Annotated in this window: 16 protein-coding genes; 2 read left to right on the top strand and 14 right to left on the bottom strand. The window is 34.9% G+C overall.

Annotation, left to right across the window (positions count from 1 at the left end):
• Window positions 1-36: 36 nt before the first annotated feature.
• Together BM296_RS06635 and cyoE are read right to left on the bottom strand one after the other, a co-directional pair.
• Window positions 37-618 carry a cytochrome c oxidase subunit 3 gene (locus tag BM296_RS06635; RefSeq protein WP_027064956.1) on the bottom strand — a complete coding sequence of 194 codons (582 nt, stop codon included), beginning with the start codon at window positions 616-618 and terminating at the stop codon, window positions 37-39.
• Window positions 619-620: 2 nt separating this feature from the next.
• Window positions 621-1,523, bottom strand: a complete 903-nt coding sequence (gene cyoE, locus BM296_RS06630) for a heme o synthase (RefSeq protein WP_091902316.1) — start codon at window positions 1,521-1,523, stop codon at window positions 621-623.
• Window positions 1,524-1,633: 110 nt separating this feature from the next.
• Between cyoE and BM296_RS06625 the strand changes: the two genes are divergently transcribed.
• Window positions 1,634-2,503, top strand: a complete 870-nt coding sequence (locus BM296_RS06625; protein ID WP_091902314.1) for an MBL fold metallo-hydrolase — start codon at window positions 1,634-1,636, stop codon at window positions 2,501-2,503.
• An 86-nt stretch (window positions 2,504-2,589) separates the two neighbouring features.
• Here the strand turns inward: BM296_RS06625 and BM296_RS06620 are convergent, their stop codons facing one another.
• The 9 genes from BM296_RS06620 to ruvB form a co-directional block, all read right to left on the bottom strand.
• Entirely contained in the window at window positions 2,590-3,294 is a 705-nt protein-coding gene (locus tag BM296_RS06620) for an energy transducer TonB (protein ID WP_027064959.1), read from the bottom strand.
• Between the two features lie 62 nt (window positions 3,295-3,356).
• On the bottom strand, window positions 3,357-3,749 hold the full coding sequence (locus BM296_RS06615; RefSeq protein WP_143099052.1) for a VanZ family protein: 393 nt from the start codon (window positions 3,747-3,749) through the stop codon (window positions 3,357-3,359).
• On the bottom strand, window positions 3,742-4,122 hold the full coding sequence (gene gcvH, locus BM296_RS06610; protein WP_027064961.1) for a glycine cleavage system protein GcvH: 381 nt from the start codon (window positions 4,120-4,122) through the stop codon (window positions 3,742-3,744). The genes BM296_RS06615 and gcvH overlap by 8 nt, the downstream gene beginning before the upstream one ends.
• Window positions 4,123-4,254: 132 nt before the next feature.
• Entirely contained in the window at window positions 4,255-11,433 is a 7,179-nt protein-coding gene (sov, locus tag BM296_RS06605) for a T9SS outer membrane translocon Sov/SprA (RefSeq protein WP_394365298.1), read from the bottom strand.
• A 5-nt stretch (window positions 11,434-11,438) separates the two neighbouring features.
• Window positions 11,439-12,020, bottom strand: a complete 582-nt coding sequence (gene ruvA / locus BM296_RS06600) for a Holliday junction branch migration protein RuvA (RefSeq protein ID WP_027064963.1) — start codon at window positions 12,018-12,020, stop codon at window positions 11,439-11,441.
• Window positions 12,021-12,093: 73 nt separating this feature from the next.
• Window positions 12,094-14,388 carry an NADP-dependent malic enzyme gene (locus tag BM296_RS06595; RefSeq protein ID WP_091902310.1) on the bottom strand — a complete coding sequence of 765 codons (2,295 nt, stop codon included), beginning with the start codon at window positions 14,386-14,388 and terminating at the stop codon, window positions 12,094-12,096.
• A 119-nt stretch (window positions 14,389-14,507) separates the two neighbouring features.
• Window positions 14,508-15,827: an MFS transporter gene (locus BM296_RS06590; protein ID WP_027064965.1), complete on the bottom strand. Its 1,320-nt coding sequence runs from the start codon at window positions 15,825-15,827 to the stop codon at window positions 14,508-14,510.
• A gap of 168 nt (window positions 15,828-15,995) precedes the next feature.
• A complete protein-coding gene (gene queG / locus BM296_RS06585) occupies window positions 15,996-16,916 on the bottom strand; it encodes a tRNA epoxyqueuosine(34) reductase QueG (protein WP_091902965.1) in 921 nt (306 codons plus the stop codon).
• Window positions 16,917-16,918: 2 nt separating this feature from the next.
• Window positions 16,919-17,941 carry a Holliday junction branch migration DNA helicase RuvB gene (gene ruvB / locus BM296_RS06580; RefSeq protein WP_027064967.1) on the bottom strand — a complete coding sequence of 341 codons (1,023 nt, stop codon included), beginning with the start codon at window positions 17,939-17,941 and terminating at the stop codon, window positions 16,919-16,921.
• A gap of 130 nt (window positions 17,942-18,071) precedes the next feature.
• On the opposite strand from ruvB, the gene BM296_RS06575 reads away from it, so the two are divergent.
• Window positions 18,072-20,336 (top strand): acyl-CoA dehydrogenase family protein, encoded by a 2,265-nt coding sequence (locus BM296_RS06575; RefSeq protein WP_091902300.1) that lies wholly within the window; start codon window positions 18,072-18,074, stop codon window positions 20,334-20,336.
• On the opposite strand, the gene BM296_RS06570 is transcribed toward BM296_RS06575, so the two are convergent.
• The 3 genes from BM296_RS06570 to BM296_RS06560 all read right to left on the bottom strand — a co-directional run bounded on the left by BM296_RS06570 (window position 20,333) and on the right by BM296_RS06560 (window position 24,286).
• Window positions 20,333-21,160: a GIN domain-containing protein gene (locus BM296_RS06570; RefSeq protein WP_091902298.1), complete on the bottom strand. Its 828-nt coding sequence runs from the start codon at window positions 21,158-21,160 to the stop codon at window positions 20,333-20,335. The two genes, BM296_RS06575 and BM296_RS06570, sit on opposite strands and share 4 nt — an antisense overlap.
• Before the next feature lie 131 nt (window positions 21,161-21,291).
• Complete coding sequence (locus BM296_RS06565; RefSeq protein WP_027064970.1) at window positions 21,292-23,121, bottom strand: cytochrome c oxidase subunit I; 1,830 nt, start codon at window positions 23,119-23,121, stop codon at window positions 21,292-21,294.
• A gap of 61 nt (window positions 23,122-23,182) precedes the next feature.
• The gene (locus BM296_RS06560; RefSeq protein ID WP_091902296.1) at window positions 23,183-24,286 is read right to left on the bottom strand and encodes a cytochrome c oxidase subunit II; all 1,104 of its coding nucleotides are present in this window, start codon (window positions 24,284-24,286) and stop codon (window positions 23,183-23,185) included.
• Window positions 24,287-24,311: the final 25 nt, after the last annotated feature.

Here is a 24,311-nt window from a genome sequence, read left to right as displayed (position 1 = left end):
ACGCAATTCGACCCAAAACTTATTTTGATTCACATTTTATTTTACAAAGAACATAAATAACACTAAATAGATCCATAATAAATCTAAAAAATGCCAAAATGTTGCCCCTAAGGTAACACCTAAATAGTTTTCAGTGCTATATTTTCCTTTGTTTTGATTATATAATACAACCAATAGCGATATCATTCCTGCTACAACATGCACAACATGCACCATAGCAATTAAAAAGATATACGAAACTTTTATACTACTGGTCGGTCCTGTAAAGTAATACCCATCTGCCACCATCTGAGAAAAACCAGAAAACTGAAGAACCACAAATAGAACTCCTAAACCTAACGTAATCCACAACCATTTAGTACCCTTAGCATTTTCCCCATTTTTAATGGCATTTTTAGCCAACATATAGCAGAAGCTACTTACAATAATAGCTAACGTACTATACAAAAATGAATTAGGCAGTAGAATATCACTAGACCAATCTTCTCTAGAGCTACTTACAATATACGCACTTGTCCATCCTGCAAAACCCATTAGTAGGCTAACGATACCAAACCATAGCATCATTTTCTTTGCCCTAGCATTCTTCTCTACCTCAGTTCCCTGTGTTAAATCCATAATTAAGCTAAAAATTTATCTATTACGTAAACAATTTGCATCAATGTTATATAACTAACGCTTGCTAACATTAATTTTCTTGCTGAAACATTGTCCTTTTTTCTGTAAAGTTGAAAAGCGAATCCTAACATTACCGCACCCATTAAAAAGATTATTACCGCTGCTACTACAGACAACTGTAATCTACCCGTAATTCCAAAAACAGGAATTACGGAAACCGCCATCATCCAAATAGTGTACATTATAATTTGAAGCACAGTAGCCGCATCTTTTTTACCTGTTGGCAACATTTTAAAACCACCACTTCTATAATCATCATCTAACATCCACCCCAGTGCCCAAAAATGTGGGAATTGCCAAAAGAATTGAATCATAAACAAGGTACCCGGCTCAATACCAAAATCATCGGTGGCTGCTACCCAACCCAACATAAAAGGAATTGCTCCTGGTATGGCTCCAACAAATACCGCCAAAGGAGTAATGGTTTTTAACGGGGTATACACGCTGGTATAAAGAAATATAGAAATAGCCCCAAACATTGCTGTTTTAGGGTTTAACAGATATAACGATAAAATACCAAGCAAGGTCAATACAACCGCAATAGTCATGGCGAAATTAACCGTCATACGACCAGCGGGTATAGGTCTATTTTTAGTACGCTTCATTAAAGCATCTAAATCTTTCTCAATAACCTGGTTATAGGCATTGCTAGCCCCTACCATACAATAACCGCCAAATGCCAATAAGAAAACTTGAAACCATTGAATTTCGTAGGCTCCTAAGAAATAGCCTGCAATGGATGAAAAAACGACACTAATAGCCAATCTAGCCTTGGTAATTTCCTTAAAATCGGTAAATAACAATGCAAGTGCATTATTTTTCATCGAACCAATAGCCGTTTTCATATTTTTTAAATAGGTCTGCAAAGATAACCCCCCTACTATATTTCTGCAACCTTAAACCTTTATTTCTAGTATATTTGAAAGCCAAGAAATTAACACTTTAACACTTAAAAATGAAACATTTAAACTTACTTATTACACTTCTTCTAATTCACTCTATTTGCTGGAGTCAAGAGAAAGAAGTTACCATTACAATTGACACGCTTACTAGCGAAGTATATATGCTTACTGGTCAAGGAGGAAATATTGGTCTCTATGTTAACGGTAACCACAGTTTTATGATAGACGATCAATTTGCCAGATTAAGTCCTAAAATAAAACAAGCTATCTCAAGCATTACCGACAAACCATTAAAATATTTAATAAATACACATTTACATGGTGACCACACAGGTGGTAATGCAGAGTTTAATTCTGAATCCACAATACTAATCGCCCAAAATAATGTTAGAAAAAGTCTCGAGAAAAAGCTAGAAGAGCAACCAGAACTAGGTGAAGAAATTTTACCAGAAATTACCTTTTCAGAAGAATTACAATTGTTTGAAAACGATGAAACCATAATGGCATTTCACGTACATAATGCCCATACAAATAGTGATGCAATGATTTATTTTGTCAAAAACAATGTACTTCATATGGGTGACACTTATTTTTCTGGTCGATATCCTTATATGGACTTAAAGAATGGCGGTAGTGTTGAAGGTTATATAGCAGCTATAGAAAAAGCGATTATGGTTATTGATGATGATACTATAATCATACCTGGTCATGGCAGACCCTCAAACAAGCAAAAATTAATAACCTACCTTGAAATGCTAAAAACCATAGAAGCAAGCATAATTAAGGCTATAGCCTCTGGTGACACCCTAGAACAGGTAGAAAAGAATACATCAATCTCTTCTAAATATGATGCTGAATTCGGAACCGGATTTATTAGCCCTGAACGAATGAGAAACATTTTTTATACCAGTTTAAAAAAATAGATTTCTATTAAAAAATTAATACCAAAAAAAATCCCGAGCAAACTGCTCGGGATTTTTTTTATATCATTTAAAATAGTAATAAAATACTATTGTAATTTAAAATTAATTGGAATACTAAAAGGAACACGTACTGCTCTACCTCTCTGCTTACCAGGAGTCATTTTTGGTAATTTACTGATAATTCTAGCAGCTTCAGCTTCTAAGTTTTTATCCGGCCCACGCATTCTAACGTTACCAATACTACCATCTTTCTGGATTACGAACATTACACTAACTCTACCTTGAACACCCATTTCTTGAGCAATTTCTGGGTAACGGAAGTTTTTACCAATGTGTTTTTGAATCATTTTGTTAAAACAAGCTCTTTTATCGCTCTCACTTTCACAACCTGGAAATACAGGTACATCTTCAATAACAGCAAAAGGAACATCAACGTCTTCTTCGATTTCATCAACAACAACGTCTTCAACCTCAACGATTTCTTCTTCTTGACTAGTTTCAGTAGATTCGATTACAGTTTCTTCAACCTCTTCTTCATCTTCTACAACTTCAATAATTTCAGGTGCAGCTGGTGGCGGTGGAGGTGGTGGAGTTTTAATCTGTTCTGTCATTGGAACTTCTTCATCTAAAAGATCATCCACATTCATAGAAATATCATAATCATTTACCTCATCATACGTTTTCCACTCAAATGCTACGTAAGTAAATAACATTACTGCGAATAAACCGATAACGAAATAAAGACTGCTGTTCTTTGTTAAATCCGCCTTAGGATTCTTTTTAGGTTCCATATATATTCAATTTAGTGATTGCTAATTTAACTAATTAATCCATAAAAATGCAACTAAAATTTTCATTTTAACGACGAGGTGCGAAAAAATAAAAATCGTAAGACCAACATTCCTACAATAGCTCCTGTAGAATTAGCTAGTGCATCCAAAGGATCTCCGTGCCTATCTAACGTTGCCACATGTTGTAACACTTCAATAATTATGCCGTACAGTACCGCGAATAAAACAATGTACCACAATAACTTAGACTCACCTGCACCCACACCTCTTTTCTTAGATATTGCCATGTACCCTAGCACTACAACACCAAAATAAAAGGTAAAATGAACCGCCTTATCTATATGGGGAATATTGATGCTTGAGGTACCAACATCTGAAAAAGAAAATAAGCTGAAAAATGTTACAAACATCATCCAGCTTATGAAAAGTACTTTATAAACAGTGTTTTTAACCACCAATTATCTCTTTATATGCAGCATCGCTCAATAAATCTTCTACTTCGCTTGCATTACTAATTTTTATTTTCACCATCCATCCTGCTCCATAAGGATCAGAATTTACTTTTTCAGGCTCATCTTCTAAAGCTTCGTTGAACTCGATAATCTCACCAGATAAAGGAGAGAATAAGTCAGAAACAGTTTTTACTGCTTCTACCGTACCAAATATTGCTTCACGATCCAAACTCTCATCTAAGGTATCTACTTCTACGTAAACAATATCACCTAATTCACCTTGTGCGAAATCTGTAATACCTACGGTTGCTATATCACCGTCTATCTTAACCCACTCGTGGTCTTTTGTATATTTTAATTCAGCTGGTATATTCATTATAATCGTTTATTATTTTTTACTTCGGCAAATGTAAAGTTTTCAACTTAGGTTATCAAAATAAATACAGATGTTATGATTTGTTCAAAAGTGCACAATTTCATTCGCACTTCATTTATTTCAATTGAACTATTAATTACCAAAATTGTAACGAATAGTGAATCCTGTATTAATAGTTGTTTGTGGAAATGCGGTTGAAACAGCAAACTTTGAAAATGAATGATCATAAAAGAACAATGCATTTAAGTTCTTGCTCAAAGCATAATCGGCAGTAAACTTCAATGACATTAAATTTTGCCCAGATGTAATTTGATTATTATTGATATCTAAATTTCTGATAATGGTAATATTATCACGTAGCGTAACATCTGCTTTTAAATTTAAATCTCCCTTTAAACGTGTCTTATTTCCACCAATATTAGTAACAAACTTTACATCTTTAAAACGATAACCTAAACCAACAGTATATTCTTTACCATTAATTTCTGTCATTAAATCATTATCGAAACTTAATGATAATGCCCTATCTGTTCTTACCTCAGCCAGTACACTAACAGAATTGATCATTTCAAAATCTACACGTATTAATGGGTTGAACTGATCTGTAAGCACTACATTATTTAGAATTAAATCTGGCAAAAGGTCATTATTCTCAGCATTAGTTGGAGAAGCCCCATCATTAATCAATTGTACCTTCTCTAAGTTCGTTTGATACGAGTTAATACTATATGCTGCACGATACCCATGACTTAAAGAAAAACGCTTGAATTTCTTTTTAAACCACTTGCTCTTCATTAGACCGGTATACTTGATACTCCAGTTAGGAATAGGAATATCTCTAAATGTATCTAAGTTTACACGACTTGCATCTTGCCCAGTATACGCTGCAAAGAAAGCAGGCAACAAAACACTTTGTTGTGTTTTTCCATAACCAACCGGAAATTCGCCATTTGGTTGCACAGGAATACCCTGTTCTAATGCTATTCTGTTCGCAATAGTAATTCTGTTATCCTTAAACTCTTGAAAAGTACTTGAATCAAACTCATCACTCTTTCCAAAAGCAGTACCTATCATCATAGTAGAAATACTAAAACTACCGTAATTGTTACCTAATTGTAGATTATACTCTTGGTCAACAACATTAAAATTTTCTTGATAACTGTCTGAATACTGTCTATCTGCTACCAAATCAATTGTAATGTCTTTTGTTGGTTGTGCCGTAGCTGTAATATTCAACTGCTTATTTGTTCTTTGGATGAATTGCTCATTAAATTGCTCAAAACTTGTTAGCCAACCATTTCTAGCAGCTTCAAAACGAACATCTGCTTGACTACCGAACAAGAAACCAATTGTTGGCTTTGTTGTACCAACAAAGCCAACTGACTGTGTGTAACCTGGTAATACCGTACCACTATTTTCACTATAGTTAAGATTTAATCTCTTCACCATAGTTACAATATCAACAACGGTATTGAACAAATCGCTTGTTTTACCTTTTATTTTTTCTTGATCTTCTGACAATGCTCCAGATTTATCTCTTCTAATAGGACCCGAAGTTTTTGCTTTTGGAGCTTCTCGTTTTTTAAGTCCTATTTTGTCATAGAACTTTTGCAAAGTCATTGATGATGTAATAGTATGCGTATTGGCATTCTGCACTGTATTAATATATTCGCCAGCAACTTCAAATAAAGCATCTCCACCTCTTTGCCAATCAAAATTACTTGTGTAAGTATATTGTGTACTTATAAAGTCTAGTGCAGGAATTTTAGAAAAAGGCAATTCATAATTTAATTGTAGCTCTTGAGAATGCCTGTTTGGCTCACCAACATCAAAGAAACCATCCCACATTCCCAATTCATTATTAATTCTATCGGTAGATTCTAAAGGTTCATTCTCGTCTAAATAATTTCTAACAATATTATTATTAGACCCGGTTAAGTTTAAACGTAATGATTTAGTAAGATTATAATTTACCGCATATTGCCAATTAAATAAATAATTACGTTGCTGCAACTCTGGCAATTCAATTCTATCTTCACCATCCGTATACACATCTCTAAATCTTTGTGCATTAAACTGCCTATTAATATTAGAAGTAACACCAATATTAGATGGCAACAAATTAAGATTAAGGTCTTTTAACCATTTCCAATATTTACCGTTAAAAAGCGAATCTTTTTTAGCAAACGGAGCAACTTCTACAGGCTCAAAACTGTGATTGTAGACAAAACCGGTATTTACACTTTGCTCTCTTAATTCTGCTATCTCAAAATCTCTGTGATCGGTTTCATTATAGCTGTAGTTAAAAGTAAAGTTCTCAACATCATAAAAATTAGCATCCGCTTCTTCTCCACGATCTTTTCTAACACCAATTAAATTGATACTCGTACGCTTTGTATAATCTTCCGCTTGCTCTAACACATCATCTTTACCTTCTTGAGTACTTTCTGCAGCTATTCTATCATCTAATTTTAAATCATCATAAACAGGGTCAAATTCCGGAGTAATCATTTGCTCCGATACTCCATAATTGAACGGTAATTGAATTCCCCATTTTTTAGGAAGCAATTGCCCAACGTTTACATTAGTAACAATATCATAAGAAATTGCATCTTCACGAGCACGTTCATTTGGCATTTGATCTATAGAACCAAAACCAGATGTACTTTTACTACCTGTTGCACTTATATTGGCAAAATCTGCGATATTGGCATCAAGCGCAGCAATTGCTGCCCAGCCCCCATTATTGTCTAAACCTGCAAGACGAAGTTCATTGAACCAAACCTCTCCCCTTGCTGGCAATATATCTTGGTTCTTTACACCTACCATCATAGTACGAATACTACCTAATGAAGGATTACCTTTAATACCTATACGTATTCTACCTGGAGAACGAACATCAAATTCACCAACAGGTATAACTTCTCCGTTATCAATTTCAAAATATCGAACATCACTAAGATCACCATCTGCTATCCATTGTGATTTAACCTTTGTTAAATCACTAAGCTCAATATTCATCTCATTATTCTCTGGCCATATCTCATCATCTGCAACCGCTGAAAATGGAGTGAACTCTAATGGCAATTCTATTTGATAATAGTTTTGAGTAAAATCTGTACCCATACGCAAGAAACCAACTAAAGGTGTAGAGGTATCTGCATAATCACTATCTACAATTTTTTCGGCATGAATGAACATTTTCAATTTCTCATACTGACGAATATCAACATTTAAATTTTTGAATACTCCTCTAGAATCTTCAGACTCTAAATTAGAAACCGTCAAAGAAAGTGATTGTTCGTTTTGACGAATAATAGTATTGTTATTATTTAATTGTTCTCTAATTACACCCGGTGGCAATACATAAGGTATTGGAGTTCTACTACTATTTTCCTCAATATTTACTGTATTTACATCTAAGGTAGTACCATCATCAGACGGGTCACTATCAATATTTTTATCTTGTAATGTATTTGTATATGTACGCCAATCTCCCCTAACTAAATCTAATGTAGCAAAACGAAGAATTGTTGGACTATTAAAACCAGTCATATACATTCTCATAAAGCTGATAGATCTAAAATCAGTAATACCACCAATAGCATCAGTAAAATCGCTTAATGGAATTTTATACTGAATCCAACGGTAATTTACATTATCACCATTAGGTATTCTAACATCTCCAGTAGCTGTACCTTCAATAATATCGGTAACATACTCATCATTTATGGTTGTATTCGGCTTTATTGCAATTCTATATTCATAATAACTGTTAACCGTATTCATGGTTAAATCTCTGTCAACATCTTCCACATCTGGTAATGTTGTAGAACCTCTATCCGTATTGGTAACAGAAACTGGTGAATTCCCTTCTGGGTTGTTGAAGTCTAAATACCTATTTAAGATACTCCCTTCTCTATTTAAGTAGTAGGCATAGTTATCTAAAGCAGGATCTTCACCGCCGTTATTGGTAAACACGTCAGCTTCAGCAACATCATTTAAACCATCAAAACCAATATCTTGTAAACCTCTATTATTTTCATCGGCATCAAATGCATACACTAAAGATTGCGTAGCAGGTACTTCACCCCAAGAAGTTGGTGAAACAAAATCATTACTATTTACACCTGGCAGTCCGTTTTCATATTGCTTTTTACCATCGCGTAGAATATCTTCAGAAATATTACCCAAGTTAAGAACCAACTCACCTGGACCATTGGCAATACCATCTACATAAGGATCCATTACCCAGAACTGAACGAATTCAACATTACTTTGCTCAAAATCTGTACTACTTAGAGAACGCATCATTCCACCCCATTTTTCAGTAGGAGCTTCAGTTTCAAAATCTGGATTGTTATTATAAGGACCTTTAGTAGTTGGGTAGTAAACCATATCTAAAGTGGTTTGTACCTGTGTTTGCCCTTGAGCTACATCTGTCTCTGGAAAAACCTCATCAATATAAACTCTACGAGTGGCATTAGTTGATATATCATCATCACTAACCGTAGATGGTCTTTGTGTCGTATAAAAAATCGGATCTATAGTATACCAAGATAATTTAGCTCTACCATATCCATTCAATAAGTTAGCAGGATCTTCAGGGGAACTGCCAAAAGGCTGACCTCCATTACCAAATTCCAACGGCATACTTGCAAGTGACCACCCAAGGGATGCTCTAATATCTATTAGCGCCTGAGCTCCTTCAAAATCATCTAAATACGTAGTTGTCTCACCTTCAAAATCTGCATTCTTAGGAGAACTTGGTATTAAAGCAGCCATTTCTGCACGTATAGAAACATTAGACGGAACATCTGTATCTATATTTGGCAATTTGTTTACCATGCGTGTTAAGAAAGGAACTTCAGTTGAAAAATTACCATTTAATCCAAAAATAGTATTGTTTACAGATTCTACTCCGTAAGTAGATTTCTGAGTTAAAGGACGCTCATTAAGATTCAATAACGTACCACCTAAAACAAATTTTTCGCTAAACTGATGTTCTACATTTACACCCGTAAAACGACGTGTTTGTTGCCCAAAAACCGCATTATTTTCTACGGATATGTTAATAGGCACGTTTGAAGCTTCTAAACTAGGATCTAATATTTGAACTGTACCCGATTGATAATTTACCGTATAATCGATACCCTCTTGCAATGTTCTACCATTTGCAGTAACGGTTACCGAACCTTGAGGAACATTAAAGGCACCTATAGAAATACCATTACTACCTTCAGATTTGTACGTACCTTTTAATAAGAATTTATTTTTCTCTGGATCTTGTAATGCAGCTGTTTTTGTCAACGAGTACATATCTCTAAAAACATACTTCTCTTGGTTGGCATTATAGCCTGAAGTAACGTCATACTGACCACTGTTACCATTCTCTAACTGCTCATATAACGACTCCCCAAATGGCTCAATTTTAGTGAAAATAATTCTACCATTTTGAACATCTATGGTCTGACCACTTATAAAATCGAAGAAACCATCACCGCCAGGCTGAATATCGTTATAGACATTTAACCTATCTAGATTAAAAACATTTAAAAGAATCCGTTCTTCCAAACCTTCCGGCCAACCAGAACCAGGACCTTCTTCTACCGGTGTTATATAGTTTCTTGAGGTAGGATCAGAATACAAAATATTCATCTTAAAATCCTCTTCGCTTAAACTATATGCCCCAGTAGCATAAATATTCTTCATCATCAAATCCCAAATTGGGTCAGTGATATTGGTAATATTACTTTTAAGAAGTTTTAGAATCAACGTGTTATTTTCAATAACCGTGTTAACTTGTTCAGTAACCGTAGTAGCTTCAATGCCCCCATTTGCAAATTCACCAACTTGGTATACTTGACCTTGAAAGGTATATTGATAAGCAACCCCTAAAACTTCATCATTACTTAAACGTTGGTTTAAAGAAATATACCCTAATTGAGAATTAAAATCGAAATCTCTACCCTGCTCTAATTTTCTAGCATTTTCTAAATAGGCATAATCAAAACCTTGATTTGGACTATATCCACCAGCAAAACTACCAGCATTGAAACCACTTTCTACTGTTGCTATTTCTCTAATATTATCATTTAGAGCACCATTATTCGTAAGAATTAATGCAGGATCATAATCATTGGCATTGTTTCGAGGTCTTAAATCTGCAGGACCATTAAAGAATCCACCCCCACTACCATTATTTTGACCTACTCTTGTTTTATCTCTATCTGCCTCACCTAAATCTTGTATAGCCACTACATTACGCACATTCAATGTCTGTTGAGATCTATTCGTAATCCAAACTTCTATACGGGTAATTTGTACTTGACTTTGTATATAAGGATAAGAAGATAGTGCAGCGTCGTAATTATCCCTGAAATATTGCGCTAAGAAAAAGTGTCTATTCTCATCATAGTCCAACGCAGTCAAAGAGAACTCGTTTAAAGTTCCACCACCTTGAGCAACAACAGTGTTATTTTGAGAACGTTGCTCAGAGAAAACAGCTGTAACAGATGTTTTCCCAAATTGTAATTTTGTTTTAACACCAAATAAACTTTGTGCTCCCTGTATTAAAGAGCTATTAAGCGGCATATTTACGTTACCAACCTCAATAGACTGAATAATATCATCTTCTGTTGGCGTATAATCTAGCTTAACTATATTCTGGAAATCAAAGGTAGCTTCTGTATCGTAATTAGCTGTCACTTGTAAACGCTCTCCAATTTTTCCCAACATACTAAGACTAATACGTTGATCAAAATCAAAAGATAGGTTTGTTCTATTTCTTGGTGACAACGATGGGTTATCATTCTTTTGCCATATCACCCCTAAATCCATTGCAACAGAACCTTGAGGGATTATTTCTATAGTATTACCTCCAAATATGGTGGAAAAGAAATCGTTATTGACATAGAAATTTGGAAGTAAGTTTTTACGAGCTTCTTCACTTCCTTCTTTTCTACCAGAAAAGGCATCTGATTTTTCTTTAAAGTAAGATTTTATTCCCTCCTCCTCTATTAGTTTAAAATACTGATCAGGAGTTAGTATAATCGGATAGCCAATATTGAAATCGCCCACGCTCTCATTATAAATATAACGATCAAGTTTTGGATCGTAAATATATCTAGAAACGATACTGTCTGGATTTTCAATTAGAATTCTACCCAGATCAAAACCTGTTTTCACAGAATCAATTTCTTGTTCTTCTGTCTCTTGTGCCACGACAATTGCCGTAGAAGTAAAAAACATACAGAAAAGAAAGATGTGCTTAAAAGAAATTTTAAGAAATTTAGTTACCCCGTTTTTCAAACTTATTACAAATTTTTGAGCGCGAGTTTAATTATATTCTCGACACTTAGGGAAGCATCTTGACTAAGCACTTTATCGACAACCCTCTCTGATTGTTTACGTGCGAAGCCTAGAACTTCTAAAGCAGATAACGCTTCATCTTTATTTGTATTGTTTGTACTTAGCGAAAGTTCATCTATATCGTAAACTTTTAATACCTTATCTCTAAGATCTAAAATTACACGTTGAGCTGTTTTAGCTCCTATACCTTTTACGGCTTGTATAGATGCAACATCTCCATTGGCAATTGCATCTCTTACTTGAGATGGAGACATTGAAGAAAGCATGGTTCTGGCTATACTTGAACCAATACCAGAAACGGACAATAATAAACGGAATATTTCGCGTTCAGATTTCTCTACAAATCCAAATAAAGTATGAGAATCTTCTTTTACTTGAAGATGGGTATAAACTGAAATATTTTCCTGTTCAGGTAGCTTAGAAAATGTATTCAAAGAAATATTCACAAAATACCCGACTCCGCCACATTCGATTATAATATGAGTGGGGTTTTTCTCTACTAGTTTTCCTCTTAAGTGATGTATCATGATTTTTATAAATTAAAAAGGGAAAGAAGTATGCCTACCAATTTCCCTATTTGTATTATTATTTGATTAAACCTTATTTAGTTTCTTTTGCTTTCTTTCGCTTTTCACGTTCTTGAGCATCAATTACCGCTACAGCTGCCATATTCACAATTTCATCAACACTTGCACCTAATTGCATAATATGAACTGCTTTTCTTAACCCAACTACAATAGGACCTATAGATTCTGCCCCATTTAATTCTTTTAAAAGTTTATAGGTAATGTTCGCAGATTCTAAATTAGGAAAAATCAACGTATTCACTTTTCTACCAGCTAGTTTAGAAAACGGGAACTTGCTCTCATGCAACTCTCTGTTTAATGCAAAATCCATTTGTATTTCACCATCTACCACCAAATCTGGCGCGGTCTCATGCAAAATACGCACAGCTTCTCTAACCTTTCTTGCATTAGGATGCGTCGAAGAGCCAAAGTTGGCATAACTTAACATAGCCAATACAGGATCAAACCCAAAAGTAGAAGCAACTTTTGCTGTCATTTTTGCAATGTCCGCAAGTTCTTCTGCATTAGGTTCAATGTTTATAGAGGTATCTGCCAAAAACAAAGGACCTCTTTCGGTTATCATAATATTAACTGTTGCAACTTTCTTAACTCCTGTAGCTCTACCAATTACTTCTAAAATTGGTTTCACCACTGTAGGGTATGCTCTAGAGTAACCAGAAATCATTCCGTCAGCATCGCCTTCAAGAACCATCATAGCACCAAAATAATTACGCTCACGCATTTTTATCTTCGCACTGTAAAAAGTTACTCCACTACGCTTACGGCTTTCCCAGTATTTGGTAGCATAACGAACATGACGTTCATCGAATTCCTCTGACATTGGATCAATGATATCAAGATCAGCATCAAACTCCAACTCTTTCTTTAATTCAAGAATAATATCTTTTCTACCTAAAAGAATAGGTATTGCAATACCTTCTTCATGAACAATCTGTGCAGCTTTCAACACATCTAAATGATCTGCTTCTGCAAATACTATTTTCTTAGCATGACTGCGAGCTCTGGCATGCAATAAACGAACAACTTTATTATCGTTACCCGAACGAAGCATTAGCTCCTCTCTATATTTATCCCAATCATCAATCGGAGCTTTGGCTACACCACTCTCCATTGCAGCTTTAGCAACAGCAGGTGGTATTTCATATATTAATCGCTGATCAAAAGGCTTAGGTATAATATATTCCTTACCAAAAGTTAATCTTGTTTCACCGTATGCAATATTCACTTGCTCTGGTACAGGTTGTCTTGTTAAATCTGCCAAAGCTTTTACTGCTGCCATTTTCATAGCCTCATTTATAGCAGTAGCCCTAACATCTAAAGCACCTCTAAATATGAACGGAAAACCAAGCACATTATTTACTTGATTAGGATGATCAGATCTTCCCGTTGCCATTATAATATCTTTTCTAGTGGCAACTGCTAAATCATAAGCTATCTCTGGATCCGGATTTGCCATTGCAAAAACAATAGGGTTCTTAGCCATTGAGAGTAACATATTCGGCGTTACTACATTTGCTATAGATAAACCAACGAATACATCGGCATCTACCATAGCTTCATCTAGAGTATCTATTGTTCTATCGGTAGCAAATTCTTTCTTTGCTGGCGATAAGTTTTCAGCATCTTTTCTAATTACACCTTTACTATCAAGCATCACTATATTCTCTGCCTTAGCGCCAAATGCCTTGTATAACTTCGTACATGAAACAGCAGCTGCACCAGCACCACTGATTACGATACGAACTTCATCCATTTTCTTGTTGGCAATCTCTAATGCATTTAACAACGCAGCAGCAGAAATAATAGCTGTACCATGTTGATCATCATGCATTACAGGTATATCCAATTCTTCTTTTAACCTGCGTTCTATTTCAAAAGCCTCTGGAGCTTTAATATCTTCAAGATTAATTCCACCAAAAGTTGGTGCAATCATTTTTACAGTTTCAATAAATTTATCTACATCTTCGGTATCCACCTCAATGTCAATACCATCGATATCAGCAAAAATCTTAAAAAGAAGACCTTTCCCCTCCATCACAGGTTTTGACGCTTCAGGACCAATATTTCCTAACCCTAATACTGCGGTACCGTTAGAAATAATAGCAACTAAATTACCTTTAGAAGTATATTTATATGCATTCTCTTTATCCTTTGCTATTTCTAAACATGGCTCTGCCACACCGGGAGAATAAGCCAGAGCAAGATCACGTTGGGTACTATAAGGTTTAGTGGGTACTATTTTTATCTTACCAGGCTGTGGTTTTGCATGATAAATAAGTGCTTCTCTTCTTAGCTTTTCATTGCTCATACTCTTCTATTTTAAAAAAACAAATTTAAAGGTATTCTACAACAAAGCGTAAATACTAACTGTATTTATATAAATAAAATAACGAGTGGGTAAATGACCATAAAAAGTCATCAAACTATTTACAACTCAACCACCCTTTCTTTATCATTTACATTTAAACGCATTGCGAAAACTGCGGCTATAACAAAGAATGCCCCTGCAAATAACATAGCATTTACAGCATTACCGCCCAATAAGTATTTATAAATAGGTCCGAATGTAAGTGTCTCTATTCCCATTGGAATAACAATCATCATATTCAATATACCCATATACACTCCGCGTCTTTCTTGCGGAACAACTTTAGATACCATTGTATAAGGTATACCCATCATTGCAGCCCAACCAATTCCAAACAAAACCATTGGTACTAAAACCAGTATTGGGTCTTCTATAAAAGGGATTGCAAACAGTGAAATTGCGGTACCGACTAAACTTAGTGCGTAGATTTTTTTACCACCATACTTAACAGACAATGGTACTAATGCTAAAGCTACCACCATAGTTACAATGTTGTAAGTTAAACTCATTTGTGCCGATTGTGATGCCGCTTCGCCGGTAGAATAGCCCATTGTCAATTTAAATAATGGCGTTGTATACTGCCAGTAAATAAACAGCGCATACCATTGAAAGAGGTAAACAGCACCAAGTTTCCATAAGAATTTTGGCATCTTCTTTATAGACTCTGCAATTTCTATAAATGGCAAAGCAATTCGTTCTGAAAAAGGCTTAGCCTTAACTTTATTAATTTCTACCAATTCTTCTGAAGTTGGCGGAATTTCAGATGTTTTTAAAACTGACCAAAGAATGGTTGTAATAGAAAGAATGGCTCCAATATAGAAAGAGTAGTATAACCATGTTGGTATGGTACCCGCAACTTCTACAGATTCTCCCCCAAATAAATACTGAAACAATACAATTGATCCATTTGCCAAAAGAATACCAGCACCAACAAAAAGACTTTGCATCTGGTACCCTAAGCTCAATTGCTTTTCTGGCAACTTATCACCAACGAATGCTCTATAAGGCTCCATTGCCATGTTATTACCTACATCTAAAATCCAAAGTAAACCTACTGCAAACCATAAAACCGGACTTGTAGGGAAAGCGAATAAACACAAACTCCCTAATATAGCTCCTATTAAAAAATATGGTTTTCTTCTACCCCATCTTTCAGACCAAGTTTTATCTGACATCGCTCCTATTATAGGCTGAACGATTAAACCAGTTACCGGACCGGCTATATTTAAGATTGGCAGCATATCTTCTGGTGCACCTAAGTATAAAAATATAGGATTAATAGCTGTTTGTTGAAGTCCAAAACTATACTGGATTCCTAAAAACCCAACATTCATATTAAATATCTGCCAAAAATTTAGACTTGGTTTATTGATTTTCATTTAGTAAAGCTATTATTATCTGATGGTGATCTTTAGTACATTCTCACAAAATATATGCTATAATTTCGAAAAACATAATTTAGAGCGACTACCAATATAATATAATTAAGGCTGACCTTGAACATAACTATTCAGAAATAGCCAACGAAAACGATTGAGAAATTTAATTTATTTTAAAAAATCGATATTTCTAGTGAGTCCATCGTACTTCGTTCTTTTTACAGCAGATTTTTTAAAAACTTTCTGAAAGACATCCACTGTAATTTCTTCCCAATCTTTTTTAGTCATGCTAAGTAAATCTGGGTTTGGGTTAAATAATGGTTCATTATGTGGTTTAGAAAACCGGTTCCATGGACAAACGTCTTGGCAAACATCACAGCCAAACATCCAATCATCAAAAGAACCTTTCATTTCACTTGGAAGCTCATTCTTTAATTCAATGGTAAAATAAGAAATACACTTACTACCATCTACCACATAAGGCTCAACAATTGCTTGAGTAGGACATGCATCTAAGCACGCAGTACATGTGCCACAATGGTCAGTTACTGCATGGTCATATTCTAATTCTATATCGACAATCAACTCTGCTATAAAATAAAAAGAACCTACTTGCTGGGTTAGTAAATTGCTATTCTTACCAATCCAACCTAAACCACTCTTTGCTGCCCATGCCTTATCTAAAACTGGAGCAGAATCTACAAAAGCACGCCCGTTTATCTCGCCGATTTCTTCGGTTATAAATTCTTGTAACTGCCTAAGTTTAGATTTAATGATATGATGATAATCTTGACCGTAAGCATACTTTGAAATCTTATAGCTATCATCTGTTTGTGTTTCTTCGGGATAATAATTTAGTAATAATGAAATGACAGATTTAGAGCCTTCAACCAGTAACCTAGGGTCTAATCTTTTATCGAAATGATTCGCCATATAGCTCATTTCGCCATTCATGTTCTTATTGAGCCATTTTTCTAATCTCGGAGCCTCTTCTTCCAAAAAATCTGACTTGGATATACCGCATGATAAAAAACCGAGGCGTTTGGCTTCGGCTTTAATACTATTTGTCCATTTAGATTTTATGTCTATACTCAAAACAATCCAGGTTGAATTCCTCCTTTTATCCTTCCAAGGTGTTTGTAAGCCAATTCGGTTACTTCACGACCACGTGGAGTTCTCATAATAAAGCCTTGTTGTATCAAAAAAGGTTCGTACACTTCTTCAATGGTTTCTGCACTTTCAGAAACGGCAGTAGCCAAGGTAGTTATACCAACAGGACCTCCTTTAAATTTATCTATTAAAGTAGTAAGAATTTTGTTGTCCATCTCATCTAAACCATGCGCATCTACGTTTAAGGCCTTTAAGCTGAATCTTGATATTTCCATATCAATAGAGCCATTACCTTTAATTTCCGCAAAATCTCTAACCCTTCTTAATAAGGCATTACAAATTCTAGGGGTTCCTCTACTTCTACCAGCAATTTCTATTGCAGCATCTATAGTTATGGGTACACCTAAAATTTCTGCACTACGCTCCACAATGGTAGATAACAATTCTGTAGAATAATATTGTAACCTACTTTGGATACCAAATCTCGCACGCATAGGCGCTGTTAACAATCCAGATCTTGTGGTTGCACCAATTAAAGTGAAAGGATTTAAATTAATCTGCACAGACCTTGCATTAGGTCCAGACTCAATCATTATATCAATCTTATAATCCTCCATGGCAGAATACAAGTACTCTTCAACTATAGGACTTAATCTGTGTATTTCATCAATAAATAAAACATCTCTTTCTTCTAAATTGGTAAGAAGTCCGGCTAAATCTCCCGGTTTATCCAAAACAGGACCAGATGTAATTTTAATCCCTACTCCCAACTCATTCGCTAAAATATTAGCCAATGTGGTCTTACCCAAACCCGGAGGACCATGAAATAAGGTATGATCTAACGCCTCACCTCTTCTATTTGCTGCCTCAACAAATACCTTAAGATTTTCAAGCACTTGCTCTTGACCTGTAAAATCGTCAAAATTTATGGGTCTCAATGCTCTTTCAATATCCAGTTCCTCATTAGAGAAACCTTCCGCAGATGGGTCTAAATGCTCGTTCATAGACTAACAAAGATAGACAAACACTAGATAACTTATTCTATAAGAAATTAGCTTATTATATTTTAACTTATACCTAAATGAAGCGTTAAATAGGCTATACAATTCTAACTAAAAATTGTAATTTCATGGCATGACAAAAGAAAATTACACCGCAACTGTTCTTCAGTATATACCAGTATTTTATATCATATGGTCAGACGACCTATTATCTGCATCAGAAATCAATGTAGTTACCAATGCTATTTCCAACGACATTACCCTATCAAATGAAGATAAAAAGCATCTGAAAACTTGGTTGAATATTAATAATCCACCAAAAAATCAATTACTTAAATCTTGGAAGCAATTGATAACCAATAGCGGTGTAAAATTGGTTGAACATGAAACTTACCCCTTAACAGCATTTAGCCAAAAGGTTGCTATACATTATCATCATAACATCCCTTTTAATGAGCATATTAAAAAGATTGAAATAAATTTAGGCATACAACCCAATCACTACAACCATTTATTTGATGTTCATATTGATCTAGATAAAAAGGCCTCTCAATATTCAGCTAAGCAAATAGACAAAATCCTAAAAGGAGACCATGCAGATGTCATAGATTCTTTTAGAAATGTTTTGAGTGACCCCATATTCTCATGGAAAGTAAGACGTGATAAAGAGGAATTTCGCAATCATGTTTTAAAACAGGTTGAGTTTTTAGCCGATAAAGGTTATGGAGCAATGGCTTATCCTGAAGGATACGGTGGTGCAAATGACATGGAAGGTTATGCCACAATTTTTGAAAATATGATGTGGGCAGATGGAAGCTTAACGATAAAATTTGGTGTGCAATTTGGACTGTTTGGAGGAAGCATTCAAAAACTTGGAACAAAGAAACACCATGATAAATATTTAGGCGCAGCGGGCACGGCAGAGTTATTAGGTTGTTTTGCCATGACGGAAACCGGACACGGCTCTAACGTTCGTGGCATTAAAACGACTGCAACGTATAACAAAAACTCCGAAACTATTATTATACATACCCCAGGCAAAAATGACAACAAAGAATATATTGGCAATGCCATACATTCTAAAATGGCATCGGTATTCGCGCAATTAATCGTTAATGGTAAAAATGAAGGAGTTCATGCAATTCTAGTTCCACTTAGAAATGAAAACCATGAACTTTTACAGGGAATCACAGTTGAAGATAATGGATACAAACTAGGACTAAACGGAGTAGATAATGGCAAAATATGGTTTAATCAAGTAGAGGTGCCAAAAGAAAATCTATTAAATAAGTATGGTACTATTCTAGGCAACGGTGACTATTACTCAGAGATTAAAAATCCGAACAAGCGATTTTTTACCATGTTAGGCACCTTAGTTGGTGGGCGTATATGCGTTGCAAGAGCTGGTTTAGGTGGAGCTAAATTTGCTATAACGGTAGCCATTAAACATGCTTTAAAAAGAAGACAGTTTAATGACAGCGTAAAAATTCAAGAAGACCTATTGATGGATTACCCATCTCACCAATTACGATTAACCCCATTAGTGGCAAGTGCATATGTTTACCACATCACTTTAGACAAAATGATGGAGTTATATTGCGACGAATCTCAACCAGATAAACGACAAATTGAAACGCAAGTTGCAGGCTTAAAATCAATAATTACTTGGTATGCAAATGATGCCATACAAGAATGCAGAGAGGCTTGTGGAGGTAAAGGATATCTATTAGAAAACCGAATTGCAGATTTAAAAGGTGACGTCGATATCTTCACCACCTTTGAAGGTGATAATAACGTATTAATACAACTTGCGGCTAAAGGTGTGCTTTCAGATTTTAAAGCAGAATTCAATAGTGCAGGTTTCTCAACAGTATTGAAATTGTTGAGCTCACAGTTAAGTGATAAACTATCTACCATTAACCCTCTTTACACCAATAAGACCGACAAAGATCATTTATATAATCCTAAATTTCATGTGCATGCTCTAGAACATAGAACAAGACGCCTAACCTATACTATTGCCATGAGGATACGAGGATATATTAAAAAAGGAATTCCGTCATATCAAGCCTTTTTAAAGGTTCAAACTCACCTAATGACACTTGGCAAGGCGTACAGCACAGAACTAGCTTACAAATCCTTTATAGAACATAACAGCACTATTGCAGACCTAGAATACAAAGCATTATTTGAAAAATTGGGCACTTTATATGCACTTCATGAAATTAGAAAAGATGCTTCTTGGTATCTAGAGCAAGGCTATATTAGCGGAAATAAATCAAAAGCGATACGCCAAAGAGTTGAACGTTTATGCACTGAGTTAAGACCGCATTTAGATAGCCTGGTAGATGGTTTCGGAATACCTGAACATCTTATGACAGCCCCTATTGCCAATTAATTCCTTTCCTTTTCTAGTCGAGAAGTGTCTAGAAAGTCTAAGATGGTAATTTTAGCCTCGCCATACAATTTAGTTCTAGTACTTCCTTTAGAACTAAGTTGTAGGGTGTTTAATGCTCTAATTTCAATATCTGGAGAGTCCTCAGTAATTAAAAGGACATCATTAGACTGAAGGTCTGCAGCTTTAAGAGAGCTATTACCATACATTTTTGCCATTAAAAAATCGGCAGTACCCTCCAACTTAGCAGAAGCATTTTTATACATATAGATATTGTTGCTAGAACCTGTTGTATATAACTTAACATCTATTCTGTCTTTTAAGGTAATAGTTAAGGAGTCACTAGCTAAATTAAAATCACCAGAACTTATCTCCTCCATAGTAATATCCATAATATCAGCAGTAGCATTAAGTTCTAACCTAGATGTACCAAAAGTAGCCACTTTTAATCGATCCGTCGAAATAACATCTTTCATACTAATTTTACCATTTAGCATTTTAATACTTCTCAACTCTTGAAAGAAAATTGTAATCTCTAATTTCTTTTTTGAAGTAATATTATAAAAAGAAGATATTTTCAAAACACCATTATCAACTTTAAACTTTAGAACATCTAAAAGATTATCATCAAGCTCTAAGGCATAACCTTCTTGTGATGCCTTTTGAATAACAATATCCAAATCATCTACCAATTCAATTGCCGTAAATGGAGCTAAATCCTCTCTTACTTCAATAACATTCTTATTTCCTTTAATCTTGGGCTTACGTTGTGTATAACCAGAAAAGGAGATAAACAATACAACTACTAATAGGGTGAACTTTTTCATAATCTAAACTTCTAATATAAAATGAAGATATCTAATATAATTTAATCTTATAACAACTTAGCAATATCTTAAGAGCTAAACAAAAAAAAGCCCAACTATTGCTAGTTGGGCTTTTTTTATATTTATATAGTCTAATGACTCATTTCTTCTTCATTCTCTTGCAAAGGTATATGTTGAGGAATGTAATCTTGACCTGGAATATAATATTCCCCATTCTCATCTACTTTACTATAATCATAAGACCATCTATGAACCTCAGGTATAGCACCAGCCCAGTTACCATGTACATGCTTTTGTTCAGCAGTCCATTCTAACGTATTAGATTTCCAAGGGTTAACAGGACCAACCTTACCATAGAAAATGCTATAGATAAAGTTTGCAACGAATACTAATTGAGCAGCACCAGCAATAATAGCAAATACAGTCATTAATACTTGTATATCCGCAAGTTCATCAAACATTGGGAAAGCCGTATTTTCATAATATCTTCTAGGTACACCAGCCATACCAACAAAATGCATTGGGAAGAATACACCATAAGCACAAATTGCAGTTACCCAAAAATGAACATAACCTAAATTCTTATTTAAAAGTTTTCCTTCAAACATCACAGGGAACCAATGGTACACACCCGCAAACAAACCGTACAATGCAGATATACCCATTACTAAGTGGAAGTGAGCAATTACAAAATAAGTATCATGAACATTTATATCTAACGTACTATCTCCTAAAACAATCCCTGTTAAACCACCAGTAATAAAAGTAGATACAAAGCCAATGGAAAATAACATTGCCGGGTTTAATTGCAAATTACCTTTCCAGAGTGTTGTAATCCAGTTAAACGCTTTTACAGCAGAAGGAATAGCAATTAATAAAGTTGTAAATGTAAATACAGATCCTAAAAATGGATTCATACCAGAAATAAACATGTGGTGACCCCAAACAATTGTTGAAAGAAAAGCAATTGCAAGAATAGAAGCAATCATGGCACGGTAACCAAAAATAGGTTTACGAGCACTAGTAGCCATAATCTCAGATACTAATCCCATTGCAGGTAAAATTACAATATATACCTCTGGGTGTCCTAAGAACCAAAACAAATGTTCAAATAGAACAGGTGAGCCACCTTGATAATGTAAAACTTCACCTTGAATAAATATGTCAGATAGGAAGAAAGAAGTACCAAAACTTCTATCCATTATTAATAAAAGAGCTGCAGATAATAAAACCGGGAAAGAAATTACACCGATAATCGCGGTAACAAAAAATGCCCAAATTGTCAAAGGCAATCTCGTCATTGACATACCCTTTGTTCTTAGATTTATTACGGTAACAATGTAATTCAAAGATCCTAGTAAAGAAGATGCGATGAATATTGCCATTGAACTCAACCATAAAGTCATTCCCAAACCAGATCCAGGCTGAGCCATAGGTAATGCACTTAATGGCGGATAAATCGTCCAACCAGCAGCTGCAGGCCCTGCTTCAACAAATAATGAAATAACCATTATAACAGCAGAAACAAAAAACAGCCAAAACGAAACCATGTTTAAGAAGCCTGACGCCATATCACGGGCACCTATCTGCAACGGAATCAAAAGATTACTAAATGTACCACTTAGACCAGCTGTCAAAACAAAAAAGACCATTATGGTACCGTGCATGGTAACTAACGCCAAATAAATATCAGCATCCATTACCCCACCTGGAGCCCACTTACCTAAAAGAGTTTCAAAAATCGGAAAAGATTCCCCTGGCCAAGCCAATTGCATTCTAAATAATAATGACATCGCAATACCAATAAAACCCATTACCAATACACCTGTTATAAGGTATTGTTTGGCAATCATTTTATGGTCTTGACTAAAGATATACTTTGTTACAAAAGTTTCTTTATGATGATGTCCATGATCGTCATGTGCGTGATCATCTACATGTGCATGTGCTGTTGCTGACATAATCGAAATCTTATTTTTATTAATTTTCTTATTATAGCTTTATTAACTAGAGAATATAGAATTATTCTCCTACTGAAACTGAACTCACTGTATTAAATGCTGGAGCCGTATCATCTTTCATTACCGTTTCGGCAAATGTTGATTGATCTTTCATCCATGCATTATACTCTTCCTCTGTTTCTACAATAATCTTCATCTGCATGTTGTAATGTGATTTTCCACAAATCTTATTACAAAGCAAGATATAATCGAATTCCCAAGGATCTAATGCTTCACCAGTACTTGCAGCCTTTTCTGCACGTATTTTATTCGTTCTTTTTACCTTATCCAAAACATCTGGATTAGATCTCATTTCCTCCGTTGTATAAATTGGAGTAAAAGAGAACTCAGTTATCATACCTGGAACACAATTCATTTGTGCTCTAAAGTGGGGCATATAAGCAGAATGTAAAACATCTTGAGAACGCATTTTAAAATTCACCTTTCTTCCAACTGGCAAATGCAATTCTTTTACAATAACATCATCATGTGCATAAGTATCTGATTCATCTAGACCTAATACATTAGCCTTATCAATGTCAATCATTCTAACATTAGAACCACCAAGAACATTATCTCCACCACCATATCTTGCTGTCCAGTTAAATTGCTGAGCATACAATTCTACAATTAGTGGATCATCTTCATCATTAACATCCATTATCGTTGTCCATGTGTATAATCCCCAAAGAATAAGACCAGCCAGCACAATTACAGGAATAATTGTCCAGATAAACTCTAAACGATCATTGTCTGCGTAGAAAAGGGCTTTTTGACCTTTCTTACCACTATATTTATAACCAAAGTAATGTAATAATGCTTGGGTTAAAGTCTGAACTATGAAGATAATAACCATTGAAACCAACATTAGGCTATCATACTCCTCACCATGTGCAGAACCGGCTTCTGGTAATAAGAATTTACTGTATTTCCAAAAACTGAAAATGGTTATTCCATAAATAAATACCAAGAATGCAAATAACATGTATCCGTTATTCTTGTTATCACTATCCGTTGCTATTTGGTGATTCTCGGTTTTAAGCTGAGATAATTCAAAGATTTTAGTCAACTGCCATATGGCAATCGCTACAAGAACAAGAACAGCTAAAGTCAATAATGTCGTCATCGTATATATAAATGTTATACTTTAC

It is taken from the genome of Maribacter stanieri, assembly GCF_900112245.1.
Taxonomy (GTDB): Bacteria; Bacteroidota; Bacteroidia; order Flavobacteriales; family Flavobacteriaceae; genus Maribacter; species Maribacter stanieri.
The sequence above is the reverse complement of the archived record's forward strand: the minus strand, read 5'-3'. Positions and strand labels throughout refer to the sequence as shown.

What these genes read in the sequence shown, in the direction of transcription:
- cyoE (WP_091902316.1), bottom strand. Translation starts at nt 1,523, where the DNA reads ATGAAAACGGCTATTGGTTCGATGAAAAATAATGCACTTGCATTGTTA.
- BM296_RS06575 (WP_091902300.1), top strand. Translation starts at nt 18,072, where the DNA reads ATGACAAAAGAAAATTACACCGCAACTGTTCTTCAGTATATACCAGTA.
- BM296_RS06565 (WP_027064970.1), bottom strand. Translation starts at nt 23,121, where the DNA reads ATGTCAGCAACAGCACATGCACATGTAGATGATCACGCACATGACGAT.
- BM296_RS06590 (WP_027064965.1), bottom strand. Translation starts at nt 15,827, where the DNA reads ATGAAAATCAATAAACCAAGTCTAAATTTTTGGCAGATATTTAATATG.
- ruvB (WP_027064967.1), bottom strand. Translation starts at nt 17,941, where the DNA reads ATGAACGAGCATTTAGACCCATCTGCGGAAGGTTTCTCTAATGAGGAA.
- BM296_RS06560 (WP_091902296.1), bottom strand. Translation starts at nt 24,286, where the DNA reads ATGACGACATTATTGACTTTAGCTGTTCTTGTTCTTGTAGCGATTGCC.
- BM296_RS06570 (WP_091902298.1), bottom strand. Translation starts at nt 21,160, where the DNA reads ATGAAAAAGTTCACCCTATTAGTAGTTGTATTGTTTATCTCCTTTTCT.
- BM296_RS06620 (WP_027064959.1), bottom strand. Translation starts at nt 3,294, where the DNA reads ATGGAACCTAAAAAGAATCCTAAGGCGGATTTAACAAAGAACAGCAGT.
- gcvH (WP_027064961.1), bottom strand. Translation starts at nt 4,122, where the DNA reads ATGAATATACCAGCTGAATTAAAATATACAAAAGACCACGAGTGGGTT.
- ruvA (WP_027064963.1), bottom strand. Translation starts at nt 12,020, where the DNA reads ATGATACATCACTTAAGAGGAAAACTAGTAGAGAAAAACCCCACTCAT.
- BM296_RS06595 (WP_091902310.1), bottom strand. Translation starts at nt 14,388, where the DNA reads ATGAGCAATGAAAAGCTAAGAAGAGAAGCACTTATTTATCATGCAAAA.
- BM296_RS06625 (WP_091902314.1), top strand. Translation starts at nt 1,634, where the DNA reads ATGAAACATTTAAACTTACTTATTACACTTCTTCTAATTCACTCTATT.
- BM296_RS06635 (WP_027064956.1), bottom strand. Translation starts at nt 618, where the DNA reads ATGGATTTAACACAGGGAACTGAGGTAGAGAAGAATGCTAGGGCAAAG.